The sequence below is a fragment of the Robiginitalea aurantiaca genome, from assembly GCF_030380815.1.
GTDB lineage: Bacteria > Bacteroidota > Bacteroidia > Flavobacteriales > Flavobacteriaceae > Robiginitalea > Robiginitalea aurantiaca.
In genome coordinates this window covers 438,233-454,971 of the sequence record NZ_JAUDUY010000002.1, presented here as the reverse complement: position 1 = coordinate 454,971, position 16,739 = coordinate 438,233, and the positions used below count along the sequence as shown (strand labels likewise).

The 16,739-nt window shown below is 48.1% G+C and carries 13 protein-coding genes; 11 read left to right on the top strand and 2 right to left on the bottom strand.

The features are described from left to right. Positions 1–35: 35 nt before the first annotated feature. Entirely contained in the window at positions 36–866 is an 831-nt protein-coding gene (gene folP / locus QU605_RS05605) for a dihydropteroate synthase (protein WP_289724295.1), read from the bottom strand. Positions 867–953: 87 nt separating this feature from the next. On the opposite strand from folP, the gene QU605_RS05600 reads away from it, so the two are divergent. The 8 genes from QU605_RS05600 (at position 954) to QU605_RS05565 (ending at position 12,763) form a co-directional block, all read left to right on the top strand. Then, a complete protein-coding gene (locus tag QU605_RS05600) occupies positions 954–1,517 on the top strand; it encodes a DUF1599 domain-containing protein (protein ID WP_289724294.1) in 564 nt (187 codons plus the stop codon). Beyond that, positions 1,514–3,184, top strand: a complete 1,671-nt coding sequence (locus QU605_RS05595) for a BT_3928 family protein (RefSeq protein ID WP_289724293.1) — start codon at positions 1,514–1,516, stop codon at positions 3,182–3,184. The genes QU605_RS05600 and QU605_RS05595 overlap by 4 nt, the downstream gene beginning before the upstream one ends. 12 nt (positions 3,185–3,196) lie before the next feature. Continuing rightward, the gene (gene tpiA / locus QU605_RS05590; RefSeq protein WP_289724292.1) at positions 3,197–3,949 is read left to right on the top strand and encodes a triose-phosphate isomerase; all 753 of its coding nucleotides are present in this window, start codon (positions 3,197–3,199) and stop codon (positions 3,947–3,949) included. Positions 3,950–3,960: 11 nt separating this feature from the next. Next, the gene (prmA, locus tag QU605_RS05585) at positions 3,961–4,797 is read left to right on the top strand and encodes a 50S ribosomal protein L11 methyltransferase (protein ID WP_289724291.1); all 837 of its coding nucleotides are present in this window, start codon (positions 3,961–3,963) and stop codon (positions 4,795–4,797) included. 113 nt (positions 4,798–4,910) lie between these two features. After that, complete coding sequence (locus QU605_RS05580; RefSeq protein WP_289724290.1) at positions 4,911–5,186, top strand: ATP-dependent Clp protease adaptor ClpS; 276 nt, start codon at positions 4,911–4,913, stop codon at positions 5,184–5,186. Positions 5,187–5,327: 141 nt separating this feature from the next. Further along, complete coding sequence (locus QU605_RS05575) at positions 5,328–6,866, top strand: sugar porter family MFS transporter (protein WP_289724289.1); 1,539 nt, start codon at positions 5,328–5,330, stop codon at positions 6,864–6,866. 119 nt (positions 6,867–6,985) lie between these two features. Continuing rightward, positions 6,986–10,435, top strand: coding sequence for a 1,3-beta-D-glucan phosphorylase, GH149 family (locus QU605_RS05570; RefSeq protein ID WP_289724288.1), 3,450 nt, complete (start codon positions 6,986–6,988; stop codon positions 10,433–10,435). A 78-nt stretch (positions 10,436–10,513) separates the two neighbouring features. Next, positions 10,514–12,763: a beta-glucosidase family protein gene (locus tag QU605_RS05565; protein WP_289724287.1), complete on the top strand. Its 2,250-nt coding sequence runs from the start codon at positions 10,514–10,516 to the stop codon at positions 12,761–12,763. Positions 12,764–12,799: 36 nt separating this feature from the next. Here QU605_RS05565 and QU605_RS05560 read toward each other — a convergent pair whose 3' ends face one another. Continuing rightward, entirely contained in the window at positions 12,800–13,276 is a 477-nt protein-coding gene (locus QU605_RS05560; protein ID WP_289724286.1) for a hypothetical protein, read from the bottom strand. A 174-nt stretch (positions 13,277–13,450) separates the two neighbouring features. Here QU605_RS05560 and QU605_RS05555 point away from each other — a divergent pair, with 174 nt between their 5' ends. The 3 genes from QU605_RS05555 (at position 13,451) to QU605_RS05545 (ending at position 16,600) form a co-directional block, all read left to right on the top strand. After that, positions 13,451–14,323, top strand: coding sequence for a DUF5694 domain-containing protein (locus QU605_RS05555; protein ID WP_289724285.1), 873 nt, complete (start codon positions 13,451–13,453; stop codon positions 14,321–14,323). Between the two features lie 113 nt (positions 14,324–14,436). Further along, positions 14,437–14,955: a 5' nucleotidase, NT5C type gene (locus QU605_RS05550; protein ID WP_289724284.1), complete on the top strand. Its 519-nt coding sequence runs from the start codon at positions 14,437–14,439 to the stop codon at positions 14,953–14,955. A 214-nt stretch (positions 14,956–15,169) separates the two neighbouring features. After that, positions 15,170–16,600 carry an alpha/beta fold hydrolase gene (locus QU605_RS05545; RefSeq protein ID WP_289724283.1) on the top strand — a complete coding sequence of 477 codons (1,431 nt, stop codon included), beginning with the start codon at positions 15,170–15,172 and terminating at the stop codon, positions 16,598–16,600. The last annotated feature ends 139 nt before the right edge of the window (positions 16,601–16,739 follow it).

The window sequence follows — 16,739 nt, the reverse complement described above, 5'->3', positions numbered from 1 at the left end:
TTTTGTAAAATTAGAAAAATTAACCCAACCTGTATCTAGCTATTCCCCTGAAGGGCTCCCCAAAGGTCAATACACTCTTTTGCCTCCTTTACATCGTGAACCCGCAGGATGTTTGCCCCTTCCTGAAGCGCTACCATATGCAGAGCCGTAGTCCCGTTAAGGGCCTCTTTTGGGGTAATTCCAAGTGTTTTGTGGATCATCGATTTCCTGCTGATGCCAACCAAAATGGGTGCGTCAAGCGTTTTAAAGGCGTTCAGGCCGCGAAGGAGCTCGAAATTCTGTTCTCTGGTTTTGGCAAAACCAAAACCCGGATCTGCAATACAGTCCGTTATGCCCAATTCCCGCGCTGCCGAAAGACGTTCAGAAAAGTAATACAGGATGTCGGGGATCAGGTTTTCGTAATCGGTATGGTCGGTCATCGTTTGAGGGGTGCCCTTCATATGCATCATGACGTAGGGTACCTGCCGTTTGGCAATAAGTGGGAGCATTTCTGAATCCCGAAGGCCGGCACTGATATCATTAACGATAGCCGCTCCGGCATCCAGGGCTTTTTCGGCGACTATGGCACGGAAAGTATCTACGGAGATCAGGGTTTGCGGGAATTCCTCCAAAATTCCTTCGACCATAGGAATAACCCTTTTTAGTTCTTCGGTTTGAGATACATCTGCAGCTCCCGGACGGGAACTGTACCCCCCTACATCAATAAAATCGGCTCCGTCCTTCAGCATCACTTCTACCTGCTTGAGTCCCAGATAGGGATCCCAGTATTTACCACCGTCAAAAAATGAATCCGGAGTAGAGTTTAGAACCCCCATGACCCTGGGACGGCTGAGGTCCACGAGGTCGCCTTTGCAGCAAATCGTCATAAATCGGTACCTTTGTTCTGTTGATTAGACCACATAAAATGGTACTTTTGGCAGGGTTCCTCCCCGCCGGGAAATTACACAAAATCTATGAAGGAAACATACCGGGCCTATGATGAGGTAATCGGGCAGTGCAGAGAGTTGTTCAGTAAGAAAATGAATGATTATGGAGCCGCATGGCGCATTCTCAGACTCCCTTCCCTGACCGATCAGATCTTTATCAAGGCACAGCGCATTCGAAGTCTGCAAGAAAACGCCACCCGTAAGGTGGACGAAGGAGAACGTTCCGAGTTTATTGGGATTATCAATTATTCCGTAATGGCCCTGATTCAACTCGAGCGCGGCGTCGTGGAAATGCCGGATCTGAGCACTTCTCAAGCCCTGGAACTTTACGATACCCAGATCGCCAATACCAGGTCGCTTATGGAGGCGAAAAACCACGATTACGGAGAGGCCTGGAGGGATATGCGGGTAAGCTCGTTAACCGACCTGATCCTCCAAAAACTATTGCGCGTAAAGCAAATTGAAAATAACCAGGGGGTTACCCAGGTTAGTGAAGGCGTTGATGCAAATTACCAGGACATGATCAACTACGCCGTCTTTGCGCTGATACATTTGGGCGCAGCGGATGAACCTAAAAAAGAAGAAGCTTGAAGTATTTTGTGCAATTTTGCCGCATAGCGGTGGGCGTTTTGTTTATCATCAGTGGGCTCATCAAACTCAATGATCCGCTCGGGTTTTCTTTCAAACTGGAAGAGTACTTCAGCCCGGCTGTTCTGGATTTGCCTTTTTTGGAACCCTACGCACTTGCTATTGCACTTTTTGTAGTGATCCTCGAGGTCATCCTCGGCGTTACCCTGCTTTTGGGATATCAGATTCGCCTGACCCTTTGGACGCTCCTGGCCACCATTCTGTTTTTTACCTTCCTCACTTTTTATTCGGCTTATTTCAATAAGGTTACCGATTGCGGGTGTTTCGGAGACGCGGTTAAGCTTACCCCCTGGGAGTCCTTTTCCAAGGATGTACTCTTATTGGTTCTTATCCTTATCCTGATTTGGGGAGAGAAGTATATTAATCCTTTGGGATCCAAGTTTTTCAGGTTAGGGACTACGGCTATGGCCCTGCTGGCCTGTATCTGGTTTGGCAACCACGTGCTGAACCATCTGCCCGTTGTGGATTTTCGCCCCTACAGACTGCAGGCGAGTATTCTCGAGGGTATGGTAATCCCCGAAGACGCTCCCAAGCCGGTATACGAATACGACTGGAAATTCAATATTGATGGCACGGACAAGGTGATCACTACGCTTGGGGAATACCCCGATGTTAAGGGGGAGTTTGTGGGATTGGAAGGTACCAGGGAGATTCAAAGCGGTTACGAACCACCCATTCACGATTTTACGATTGAGTACAATGGCCAGGACCTGGCATCTTCTATACTGCAGCGGAGGAACCTCCTGTTGGTCGTAGCCTATGATCTCGATAAAAGTGAAAAGGAAGCTTTTACAGCGATTAAAAAACATACCGATTCGGCCCTTACCCTTGGGTATTCTGTAGCTGGTCTTTCGGCATCTTCAGGGGAGGTTACCGGTTCACTAAAGGAGGCTTACGGCCTTGATTTTCCGTTTTATTTTACCGATATGACCGCCCTGAAGACGATCGTCAGGTCCAATCCGGGTCTGCTCAGGCTTAAAGATGGGATTATTGTCCAGAAACTGCATTTCAATGACCTGGATGAGTTGAACCTTCCGACGTTGGAAGAATCAGACCGGTATCCTGAGGATCTGAAATCCACCCTTGATAGCATAATGGTTATGGATCAGAAATACCGATCCGACTTCTCCATGGAGAATTGGGGAAAACAATTTGAAATCGACCAACAAAATATGGTGCTTATCGATTCGATCCTCCAGGTGCACGGCTACCCGGGTAAGAGCCTGGTCGGTCCTGAAACCAATAAGGCGGCCTGGTATGTCATTCAGCATTCAGAGCGTATTGATGAGTTTTTACCCTCGATCCAGATCGCTGCTGAGACCGGTGAGCTTCCGTATCGCCTTTATGCCATGATGCTTGACCGTTCCCTTATGGGGCAGGGCCTGCCACAGAAGTACGGAACGCAGGGCAGGTCTTATTTTATGAATACCCCGGAGGAAATAAACCTCATCTGGCCTATTGAAAATCCGGAAGAAGTCAATAACAGACGCAAAGCGGCCGGGTTCAACCAATCCGTGGAGGAGTACGTGGCAGACCTTTTTGGAGAAGGAACAGCGTACAAAGTATACACCCTGGAAGAAGTCCGGGAAATTGAAGCAAAACAACAATAAATACATAGTCTCATGAGGACAAAAATCGTAGCAGGCAACTGGAAAATGAATATGGATAAAGCGGGTACCAAAGCGCTATTATCCGATCTGATTGCGGAATTACCCCAGACCGGAGCACTTGTGATGGTTGCCCCCACCTTTGTAAACCTGGAATCGGCCGTGGATCAGCTCAATGGTATTCGCATTGAAGCCGTCGCTCAGAACATGCATTTTGAAGACAGTGGGGCATATACAGGTGAAATCTCCGCGGATATGCTTCGCTCGATTGGGATTCAAACGGTCATCCTCGGGCATTCTGAGCGCAGGGCATACTTTCATGAAACCGATGAACTTCTCGAGAAAAAAGTAGCCAAAGCCCTTGAGAAAGATATGCGGGTGATCTTTTGCTTTGGGGAAGAACTGGCCGACCGAAAGGCAGGGAAACACTTTGAAGTTGTGGAACGCCAGCTTAGTCGGGCCTTATTCAACCTGCCTGAGAGTGCATGGAATCAAATCATCCTGGCTTATGAGCCTGTTTGGGCCATCGGGACTGGTGAAACTGCTTCCCCGGAACAGGCTCAGGAAATGCATGCGTTTATCCGACAGCGTCTGGCCGCAGCCTTCTCAGAAGCTACTGCAGAATCCGTATCCATTCTATATGGGGGAAGTGTGAAGCCCGGAAATGCCAAAGAAATCTTTTCCAAAAAAGACGTAGATGGCGGCCTTATCGGCGGGGCGGCATTGAATGCAGCGGATTTTGTAGCCATTATAAAGGCATTTGACTAAGATTTTCTCCAATGAACTACGTCCGGTGTACCCTGGAAATGCATCCGTTGCAGCCGGCTACCGATATTTTTATCGCTGCGCTTTCCGAACTGGGTTTTGAGAGTTTTGAAGAAACCCAAACAGGTTTAAAGGCCTATATTCAGGAATCCCAATGGGATGAAGCCGCCTTTCTGGAGCTTCCGTATTTGAACAGTGCGCTCTGGACGTTAACCCATCGGTGGGAGGTCGTGGAGCCCGAAAATTGGAATGCGGTCTGGGAGCGCGATTACACTCCGATAACAGTAAGGGACAAATGCATGGTCCGGGCACCCTTTCATGCCCAACCCCCTGAAAACATCACCTATGACATCGTTATATCGCCGAAAATGAGTTTTGGGACGGGCCATCATCAGACCACCCGCCTGATGCTGGATTATCTTCTGGATCTCCAGATTTCGGATACATCTGTGCTGGACGTAGGTACGGGCACCGGGGTCCTCGCAATACTGTGTGGAATGTTGGGAGCTAAAGCGGTAACGGCAATAGATATCGACCCATGGTCCTTTGAGAATGCCGTGGAGAACGCCCATCGGAATCAGCAGGAGGGAATTGAAGTTTTACAGGGCTCGGTGGAGGTTGTGGCCGGCAGGGATTTTGATGTTATTCTGGCAAATATCAACAGGAATGCCCTCGAAGAACTCATGCCGGAATTATCGGCTGGCCTTCAAATGGGAGGCTCCCTGCTTATCAGTGGTTTTTACAGGGAAGATCTGGCGCATCTTAAAAAAGTGGCCCACTTACATGGCCTGGCATTTAGTAGTTCAAGAGAATCCGATTTATGGACGGCTGCCCACCTGGAAAAGAAATAGCGCACAGGTAAATCGGCCTTAAATCAAACAGATTTTCCACTCGGGAAAAACCCGTACTTCACAGGTCGGTGGCGCCGAAAAAATTTACTATATTCGTAACAAAGCCTTTCAATATGAGTACGAAAGAACGCTTAGAAGAATCCCTTTTGGTAGATGAAAAAGAGCAGGATCTCAATGAGATTGTACTTTTTAATGACGACGTTAACACCTTCGACCATGTAATTCAGACCCTGATCGATGTGTGTGAGCACTCTCCGGAACAGGCAGAGCAATGTTCCCTGATTGTGCATTACAACGGGAAATGTACTGTAAAGACTGGAGAGATCACCGATTTAAAACCCCGTTGCACGCGACTGTTGCAGGCGGGTTTGAGCGCCGAAATCCTGTAGTTTGAATAGCTCTGAAACTTCAGTCCCATGAAGGTCACTGAATTGGGAAGCATGTTGAAACCACATGCTTTTTTTTTGCCTTTTTACGTTTGAAAAATACTAAAGGATTTAGCAACCCACCAAGTTAAAAACCTCCTTCCCATGCAAACAGAAACTGTCGTCAAAATGAATAAGTCCTATACGGTGCTGATCAGTCTGATCGTTGCCCTTGGCGGCTTTTTACTCGGCTTTGACAGTGCGGTCATCTCCGGGGCAGTCCGTGGAATAACCCTCTATTTCGATATGACGGAATGGATGCTCGGTTTTTCTGTGGGATGCGTGGTCTTTGGCGCCATGGCAGGGAATCTATTAGCGGGTCCGTTAAGTGATCGATTCGGGAGGAAGCGCGTCTTGATCCTTGTGGCTGCCCTATTTACAATTTCAGCTACCTGGTCTGCCCTGGCAACCGGATATACAGAATTCATTATCGCCCGGATTATCGGGGGAATTGGAATCGGGGGGGCGATATTGATCGCACCGGTTTACATAGCCGAAATAGCTCCACCAAAATTACGCGGGAGTCTGGTATCCTTCAACCAGTTGAATATCGTAATTGGTATCTCAGTGGCGTATTTTTCCAATTATTTTCTGGTCAATATGGAAGGGGAAGCCTGGCGATGGATGCTGGGGGTAGAGGCCGTTCCGGCCCTGATCTATTTCCTGGCGCTTTTTACGGTGCCCAAGAGTCCCCGGTGGCTGATCCAAAAGGTCAATAATATTGCGCTTGCCCGCAAGATACTCACCAAAATTGGCGGCGAGTCCTATGCGGATGCTACCATTGAGGAGATACAGAGGGGAATTGACAGAAAAGAGGTAAAAGGGAAACTGTCGGATCTTCTCAAATCCAAATATGCGACAATCATGATTATCGCGCTGGGGATTGCTTTTTTTCAGCAAATCACCGGGATTAATGCCATATTCTATTATGCGCCGACCATTTTTGAACAGGCCGGGGGAAGTACCGACTCCTCATTTTTGCAGGCTATCGTAGTAGGGCTGACAAATTTAATATTCACCCTGGTCGCTATTTGGCTTATCGATAAATTGGGTCGGAAGCCCTTACTGCTCATCGGTACGACATGTATGACCATTGCCCTTCTGATGGCAACCTTTGCCTTTAATAATGCGAGTTATGTCTTTGATGAAGCGACACTTGCCAAGGTCAGTGATATTGAAATCGGCAATGCGTTGTCCGATTTAAAAGGGACTACATACTCCGGACAGGCCGAATTGTTTGAGGCTGTGGAAACACGGCTGGACCAGGAGCAGTTTTTGGCCTTCAGGCGGAATGAAATCACGAATTTTATCGACATTAATGCAACCCTGGTGCTTATTGCTATCTTGTTGTATGTAGCTTCCTTTGCCATTTCTTTGGGTCCCGTCATGTGGACGCTTATTTCTGAAATCTTCCCGAGTAAGATTAAAGGGATAGCGATTTCGGTGGTGGGCTTTTTCAACTCCCTGGTAAGTTTTTCAGTGACCCAGGTTTTCCCCTGGGAACTGTCCAATCTGGGACCAACAATGACATTCCTGATCTATGCCGTCTTTTCTTTCTGCGCCATCCTGTTCGTAAAGCGCTATGTGATTGAAACCAAAGGAAGGAGCCTGGAAGAGGTTGAAGAATTATTAATACGAAAATAAGGGACCTGCCTGACACAGGTTTTAACCGGGCTTTCCGATTCGCTGTAAACAGATAGGGGCAAATACCCGGTTCGGATCGTGTAATCCGGTGCCAGGAAAGGTTCACAATACAATTACTTATGAGTGAAAAAATTTTTGTGGGAAAAAATGAGTATCATCCCAATGAGGGTGAGGTTCAGGGCAGTCAGATTGAGCTGGAAGGTGAGGTCTTCTATAAAATAGCCAATAGTGATTTAATGCGGCCTTTTTTTATGAGCATCGTCAGCGACTCCAATCACTGGATGTTTATTTCGAGTAATGGGGGGTTGACAGCCGGACGGAAGAACAGCGAATTTGCACTTTTTCCATATTACACGGATGACAAGATTACAGAGAGCGCCGAAATTACGGGTAGTAAAACACTGCTGCGACTTGAGAAAGATGGGAAGACGTTTTTGTGGGAACCCTTTTCCGAACGACAAACAGGCGCCTATTCCATACGACGTAACCTCTATAAAAATGCCTATTGCAACAAAGTAATTTTTGAAGAGGTCAATTCGGACCTGGGCCTTACCTTGAGGTACCAATGGAATTCGACCAATCTGTTTGGTTTTGCTAAAAAGGCAAGCCTGATGAACCACGGGAATACCAGTGTGAACGTGCACCTGCTGGACGGTTTGCAGAATATCCTGCCCTATGGGGTGACCACTGACCTGCAGAACAGCAGAAGCAATTTGGTGGATGCCTATAAAAAAAGTGAATTACAGCCGGAAGCAGGTCTTGGAATATATAGCCTGAGCGCGATCATTGTGGATAAGGCAGAGCCCAGTGAATCTTTGAAGGCAAATGTGGCCTGGTCCGTTGGACTTAAGGACCCTTACTACCTGATTTCATCCATGCAACTCGATGCCTTTCGATCAGGATTGAAAATGACCTCAGAGACAGACATCCGAGGAGAAAAGGGGGCGTATTTTATCGGGGCAGAGCTGTCCCTTCCCCCGAAACAGGAGCACCACTGGATGCTGGTAGCAAATGTGAATCAGGGGCCTTCGGATATTGAAGGACTCCTTGAGGATCTCACCGACCCTGAGGCCCTGCAGCTCCGTGTTCTGGAAGACATCAGGCAGGGGACACGGCGCCTGATCGGGTTGACTGCGGCTGCAGATGGCCTGCAACTTACACGGGACCAGCTGCGCATTACCAGGCATTACGCCAACACCATGTACAATATTATGCGCGGCGGGATATTCGATCAGAATTACGAGATTGAAAAACGTGATTTTACCACCTACCTGCGGCATGCCAATTCAGGGGTTTATAAAGAACAGGAAGATCGGCTACAGGCATTGCCAGATACCTTTACACTTTTTGATTTACGGGAGCTAACCAAAACTGCAGATCCCGATTTCTTTCGGCTTGCCTGTGAATACCTGCCCTTAAAATTCAGCAGGCGGCACGGGGATCCCAGCCGGCCATGGAACCGTTTTTCAATCAACACCCAAAGTGAAAAGGACGGATCAAAAATACTGGACTATGAGGGAAACTGGAGGGATATCTTCCAGAACTGGGAGGCTTTGGCCCATGCCTATCCGGAGTTTATCGACGGGATGATCCATAAGTTTCTCAATGCCTCCACTTTTGATGGTTATAACCCCTATCGAATTACCAAGTCGGGGATCGACTGGGAAGTTATTGAGCCTGATGACCCATGGTCGTACATTGGGTATTGGGGAGATCACCAATTGATATACCTTCTGAAATTCCTTGAGTTTATCGAGGCGTATTATCCCGGTCGTCTCCTGAGCTACTGGGATCGGGATCTATTTGTCTATGCCAATGTGCCCTACAGAATTAAGCCATATAAAGACATCCTTAATAATCCGAAGGATACGATTGATTTCAATCATGAACTCGAACAGGAGATTTCCAGGCGGAAGGAGCAGATGGGCGCCGATGGTACATTAATACAATTCCAGGACGCACCCTACCGGGTAAACTTGGTGGAAAAATTACTCGCCACCCTTCTGGCCAAGGCATCCAATTTTATCCCTGAGGCAGGGATATGGCTGAACACCCAGCGACCGGAATGGAACGACGCCAACAATGCGTTGGTCGGCAATGGTGTCTCTATGGTCACCTTGTACTACCTGAAGCGTTTTCTCAGTTACCTCGAAGGGGTACTCGAGACTTATCAGCTCGAAAATGTGACTATTTCTGAGGAGCTGGAACGTTTTTTTAAGGAGGTTACCCAAGGGCTGCAAAAGTATGAAGGAGCTCTCAATGGCCCGATTTCAGATACAGTGCGCAAGGACATTGTCGATGCCCTGGGCAAGGCAGCGTGCCGGTATCGCACCCAGGTCTACGATCACGGATTTTCAGGTGTAAAAAATAAGATCTCAACCGCTGATCTTAAAGATTTTACCAGGGTCATGTCTTCCTTTGCAGACCATGCTATTAGAGCGAACCAGCGCCCTGATAAACTCTATCATTCCTATAACCTGATGACCGTTTCCGGGGAGGACTCCATTTCGGTAGCCCACCTGAGTGAAATGCTGGAAGGGCAGGTGGCTGTCCTCAGTTCGGGTGCCCTGAATCCGGAACAGGCCCTGGAGGTCCTGGATGCGCTTCGAAAGAGTGCGCTTTACCGCAAAGATCAGAATAGCTATATCCTTTACCCGGATAAAGACTTGCCCAGGTTTGTGGACAAAAACAAAATCCCTGATGACCAGGTAGGGAAGTCGTCGCTCCTGCTCAAACTCTTGTCGGATGGGAACCGTCAGGTTATTGAAAAAGATGTTGCCGGAAACTATCATTTCAATGGCAGTTTCAACAATGCCAAAAGCCTGGATAAGGCCCTTTCCGATTTGCCTGAGCAATACCACAGCCAGGTTTCAGAACAACGGGAACTGATCCTGGAGATTTTTGAAGCCGTGTTTGACCATAAATCCTTTACGGGTAGGTCGGGAACCTTCTTTGGTTACGAAGGTCTGGGTTCCATCTACTGGCATATGGTCTCAAAACTTGCCCTGGCGGCACAGGAATGTTGTATAAAGGCGCTCAATTCAAAGGTAGATTCCCAGACCTGCAAGGGGCTTCTGGAACATTACCGGCAAATCAACGAAGGAATCGGTGTGCATAAGCCTCCACAGCTGTATGGCGCATTTCCAACCGATCCCTATTCGCACACTCCTGCACATCGGGGAGCACAACAGCCCGGCATGACGGGTCAGGTCAAGGAGGATATTCTCGTTCGTATGGCCGAACTCGGAGTGCAGGTCGCAGAGGGGTGTATACATTTTGGCTCCGGACTGCTCCAGCCAGAGGAATTTCTCACTAAACCCCGGACTTTTGATTATGTGGATGTCCGGAATCGGGTTCAGACCATAGAGGTACCGGAAAAGGCCCTTGCCTTTACCTATTGCCAGGTTCCCGTGGTATATTGCTTTAGCGAAGAACCTTATTTGGAAATCCATCTATCGGATGGGACTGTGGAAACCCAGAAGACCGCTCACCTTGGAGCCTCACAGAGCGATGCTATTTTTAGGAGAACAGGTAAAATACAGCGGCTTAATGTTGGAATTAAAGTATAATCCAGGGCAGAAGTCCATAAACACCGGAATAACGCAGGAGAAGAGATTACTTCTTCTCCCGAACTAAAACACCTTAAAATGCTTTTTTTCTCCAGACCGGCCTTTTCGATCCTGAAGGCAGTGCCTTTTGCCGCACTGTTATTAAGTCTGCAGGTATCGAATGCCCAAACGCCAGAATATTCAGATAGCAGCTCTTTAAATATTGATAAAATGAAGGATGTAGATAAGTCCATCGAAGAAATCCTGACCCAACTAACCCTTGAAGAAAAAGTGGCCATGTGCCATGCCCAGTCCAAGTTTAGCACCCCTGGAGTTGCCCGCCTGGGAATTCCAGAGGTGTGGATGTCCGACGGGCCTCATGGGGTTCGGGGTGAAATCAACTGGGACAACTGGGGTTATGCCGGATGGACGAACGATTCGATTACAGCTTTCCCTGCCCTGACCAGTCTTGCGGCCACTTTCGATCCCACGCTTTCCCATGCCTATGGCGTAAGTCTGGGAGAAGAGGCACTCTATCGCCGGAAGGACGTTTTACTCGGCCCTGGGGTGAACATCTATCGCACTCCCTTAAATGGGAGGAATTTTGAATATATGGGGGAAGATCCCTACCTGGCCTCTGAAATGGTCGTTCCGTATATCAAAGGAGTACAACAAAATGGGGTAGCCGCATGTGTAAAGCACTTTGCCCTCAACAATCAGGAAAAATGGCGGAATTACGTTGACGTGGAGGTGAGCGACAGGGCGCTGCATGAAATCTATCTCCCCGCTTTTAAGGCTGCTGTTGAAAGGGGAGGAGTATGGTCCGTCATGGGCTCCTATAATAAGTTTCGCGGGCAATATTGCAGTCATCACGAACTTTTGATCAACAAAATCCTCAAAGGGGACTGGGCATTTGACGGTGTGGTTATTACCGACTGGGGAAGCGCCCATAATACGATGGAAGCCGCCCTGTACGGGCTGGACATGGAGATGGGTACAGGTACGGACGGACTGACAACAACCCTTGTCAATGCCTATGACAATTATTACCTCGCCAATCCATTTTTGGAGGCTCTGGAGGCCGGAGAAGTGCCTGAATCCGTATTGGATGATAAAGTAAGACGCATTTTACGCCTGATGTTTCGCACGACTATGAACCCGAATCGGGGCAGGGGCAGGATGAACAATCAGGAACACCTGAATGTAGCCAGAAAAGTGGCTGCATCGGGCATGGTATTGTTAAAGAATGAAGAGGCGTTTTTCCCCCTGGACCCTGAGGTTGAAATGACCATTGCTGTGATCGGTGAAAATGCCACCCGTTCCATGACCCTGGGCGGCGGCTCTTCTGAATTGAAAGCCAAAATAGAGGTGTCTCCTCTGGAGGGGTTGCGCGAGCGCTTTCCAAAGGCCACTATCCTGCATGCTATGGGATACGCATCCGGCCCTTCGGTATACGGCCGTGTGGAACCTTCCCCTTACGATGCAGATTCCCTGCGTCAGCAGGCGATCGAAATCGCAGCGAAAGCAGACAAGGTCCTCTTTATCGGGGGTCTGAACAAAAATCACAGACAGGATTGTGAAGGCGGGGACAGGGAGAGTATGGACCTGCCTTTCGGTCAGGACCGGTTATTGTCAGAGGTCATCGCTGTCAATGAGAATGTCGGGGTGGTTCTCGTCAGTGGCAACGCTGTGGCAATGCCCTGGATAGCAAATGTAAAGGGGCTACTGCAGGCATGGTATGGCGGCAGTATGGCAGGACATGCCCTGGCGGATATTGTAAGCGGAGATATCAGCCCTTCAGGCAAACTGCCGTTTTCATTTCCAGTAAAGCTGGAGGATAATGCCGCACATAGTTTCGGCGCTTCTTCATATCCCGGGATCAAAAAAGAACAATTTTATGAAGAAGGTATTTTTGTGGGTTACAGATGGCATGACACCCAAGATATAAAGCCCCTCTTCCCTTTTGGGTTTGGTCTGTCCTATACCCGTTTTAAGGTATCTGAAATCAAAACCGATCGAAAAAACTACAGGTCAGGGGATACCATTACCGTCTCTTTTGAAATACAGAATACCGGATCGGTGGCCGGCGCTGAGGTCGTACAGGTCTACATCGGGAAACCGAAATCCCGGGTAGCCCGGCCCGTAAAGGAATTAAAGGGGTTTAATAAAGTAGCCCTGGGTGCTGGAGAATTAAAGAAGGATACGATTGATATTCCGGTTTCCAGTCTTATGTATTACGATGAAGACATTTCTGATTGGCAGTTGGAAGCTGGTGATTACAGCCTCTACATCGGAAACTCCTCAGATCGGATATTCAGGGAGGTAAAAATAAAGGTTGCCACAGATTAAGGCGAGGCCTCGGGTTGTGGAATAATGTAAACCGAGTTATTGTTTTGAATAGATCTCAGCTTGTAAACCAGGAAGATTTTCCCCGATAATATTGGTCAGGGTTTCCTGAGTACTACTGAAGGAAAACAGTGTAATAGCTCCCGTTCCATCGGCAAGGCGCAGGACATTTCCTTCTATATCCCAGTTCCCACCTTCATTTCGAGAGTTTTCGGAGCACTGGAAAATAAACAACCCTCCGGTAATCGTGGTGACGATCAGGTCGTTTCCTGAGAAGGTCCAGGTATTGTTTTGGTTTATGGTGATTCGCCCTGTAATGGTGCAGTCTATTTCAGAAAGTACATTGGTAGTTGTACTCCCGTCCTGGTTAATATCCTGAGCCGGCGATATTGTTAACTCCGACAGGTTCCACGTCCCGACCACCAGATCGCGATTCGGATTGGTTGTGGAGCCACCATCGTCATCTGAACATCCGAACAGTGAAATCGAAATCAGAAGTATTAAAAACTTTTTCATAGGTTGTGATTCAATCGGACTGATTTGTGCTTGTGAAGATAATCATTTTTGCCAATGGCACATAAAACAGAGGTGTGACAGTTACCTTTATCGGGCCCCGGGTGTAACAGTATTGAAGTTAATTGCTCTCTAATAAAACATGTAACGAATCAACTGAAAATAAAACCGAATTCTATGATTTACCAAATTTCACGCATGGTGCTCTGGACCCTTGTATTCGGACTTTTTGCTTCGTGTTCACAGAGACCGACGTCCAAAGAGGAGATGAAGATAGCCCCGGCCAGCAGCTATTTCCCCAAAGAGCGCGCTCAGGTGCTTGTATTGGGCACCTTCCATTTTAATTATCCCGGACTGGATGCCATGAAGGCCTCCGAGGAAGATAAGATCGATGTGCTGGAAGAACCGAAAAAATCCGAAGTTACCGACCTGATTAATTACCTGAAAGCCTACAAGCCAACAAAGATTGCCCTGGAGGCACACCCGGACTGGGGTGCCGTGCGTAAATTCAGAGAATATCAAAAAGGCGGGCACAGGGATAAGCGGGATGAACGGTATCAGATCGGTATGCGCATGGCGGATGAATTAGGTCTGGATACGCTTTACAGCATTGATGCAGAAGCCCTTATTGAAGATCTTATTGAAGTGACAGATTCCACCTATCTGGAAGATTTGGGCGAAGGATATGATTTTAGAAGTGATTCACCTTACGACTCTCTTATGACAGAATGGTATATGGCAGACACCAGGATGATCAGCAAAGTACCTTTGTTGGATTATATGAAGCACATTAATAACCGGGAGTCCCATGAATATGGTTATGGCGCATACCTGATCGGCGATTTCAAACTTGGGGAATATCGCGGAGCCGATTTGTTATCCATCTATTGGTATAACCGTAACCTGCGGATCTTCAGGAACCTGCAGCGTATCTCTGAGGGACCGCAGGATCGGATCCTGATTGTTATTGGAAACGGACATGCCGCCATTTTAAGACAGCTGATTGAAATGTCCCCTGAATTTGATTTTGTAGAACTGGACAGTCTTTAGCTCATATTCCAATCCGCTTCGCATGAGGTTCCCGAATACCTGAGCCTCAATTATAACGTAGTTTTAACGCCTGAGTCCTTGCTGAATTTTTCCTTTTTTGTGTACTTCGTGCCATGACGGTTTTTGTGGACATGGATGAGGTGATTGCCGATACGTACGGCGCGCACATCAAGTGGTATAATAAACGCCATGGCGGCTCCCTGACACGTGAACAATGTATGGGCGGAGAGGTCTGGCAACAAGTCCCGGAGCACAGGGAAAGTATCTGGGGGCATTATTTCGAACCCGGTTTTTTCCGCGACCTGGAGCCCATAGCCCATAGCCGGGAAGTATTGCGGGAACTGGTGGAAAAGTATCAGGTGTATGTGGCCTCCGCTGCGATGCAATTTCCCAATTCCCTGATTGAAAAACACCAATGGCTCGATGAGCATTTTCCCTTTATTCACTGGCGCAACCGCATACTTTTGGGGGACAAGCACGTGCTGAGAGGAGATGTTTTAATCGATGACCGAAGCCATAACCTGGAAACTTTCCAGGGCCGCAGCATCCTTTTTACCTCTCCCCATAACATCAACACCAAAGGGTTTGAACGTGCGAATAACTGGAGCGAAGTCGGGGATTTATTGCTTTAAGGGGACGTTGGGTTTTTAGCAGGGGGGATGCCCGCCCACCCCCAGGTTTAAATTAAACTTCCCTGCTGAAACTTCCTATCAGGTGTCATCCAACAGGATACACACCCCCCCCGTCATATTATTCCAGATTTCAGCGCGCTCCTCCCGCCCGGCAGGTGTAACAATTTCCTCCAGATGTCGTCAATTAAGTATACCAACCACTAAGTACTTTCCCATGAAAAGTTTACTCCTTTATGCGTTACTCCTCGTTTTTGCCGGAAATGTTTTAGATATGCGGGGTCAGGACCCCGGAGAATATGCGCTCCCCACATGGCTTACACAACATGAAGCAGTGACGGCAGGTGTTTTGGAAGTGCCCGAAAATCACGATAAACCAAAAGGGAAGCAGATTCAGATAGCCTACGCAGTGGTCCGCGCAAAAGAACCGGTGGAGGGTGCACATCCCATGATATTTTTTTCAGGAGGACCTGGAGGCGTAACCCTCGACGAGGGTCTGTTGGGAGCCATCATGGAGCATCCCTTTCGGCAGAGCCGGGATGTTATTCTTTTTGATCAGCGGGGGATTGGTTTGTCTTCCCCCCTCCCTGATATGTCTTTCGATTCCTTTGAGATTTTGGCCAAAGATGCGGACCCGGAAGGAGAGCTCGCGCTCACCCGGCAAATGATTGAGGCGTATAAGATTAAGTGCGCGGAATTCAATGTGGAGCCCGCCCACTACAATTCGCAGCAAAGTGCCAGAGATGTAGGGATGCTTTTTGAGCATCTGGGATATGCGAAATACAATCTTTTTGGAGGATCCTACGGTACGCGCCTGGCCAGGGTAGTGCAGGATTTATTCCCCGACGCTGTTTATTCCTCTGTACTCGATTCGCCGGCTCCATTAAGCGGGGATTTCTTACTAAATCGACTGAATAGTTTTTCCCTTTCCCTCTCTCGGATCTTTGATTACTGTAATGACACCCCGGAGTGTAAAAAGGCCTATCCGGATCTTGAAGGGGATTATTTTAAGGCGATAGATCATCTGGAGAAATCACCATTACATGTTACTTTAAGGGATTCTATCCCGTTTGTGATCAATGAGCAGGACGGTATTTACCTGATCCGACGCCTGCTCTATCAGGACAATTCTCGTGAGAAGGCACCTGAGTTGATCCATGCCTTTCTAAATGGAGAAGGCGAAGTACTTCAAAACGTGCTTGAGTTTGAATACCGCCTTACCGGAGGGCTGAACCTTACCATGTTATTGTCCGTAGAAAAATACGAGAATTTCAACCCAGAAAATACCCCTGAAACAATACGGGAAGTATATCAGGATTATCCCCTGGTACCCGTTAAACTCGGATTTTTTGATGCGTTTTATCAGGCGGGCATGGATTGGCATCCCGGGCATATGCCTTTGGAAGACAGGCACTTTGAGGAATCGGATATCCCGACGCTTATTTTTGTGAATCGATACGATCCGGTAACGCCCCCGAAAAACGGCGTGCTGTTTAAAAAACAACTGAACAACGGTACCTTGCTGATACTCGATGAGGGTGGACACGGTGGCGGAAATGGGGATTGCAAAGACCAGGTGATCGTTGCATTCATGGATAATCCCAATCAATCACCCGATGTTTCCTGTTTGAATCTCTACAAAGAATAGGGCAGCGACAAGCCAGATGCCATTGGGGGATTTATGGTGGCTCTGGAGTGCAATTTGTGGAGGTTGTTTGGTATTTGGTAAAGCAAGGCGAGGGCCCCACCCACCCAACTTCAAATTACGCCTGCACCCTGCACCCATC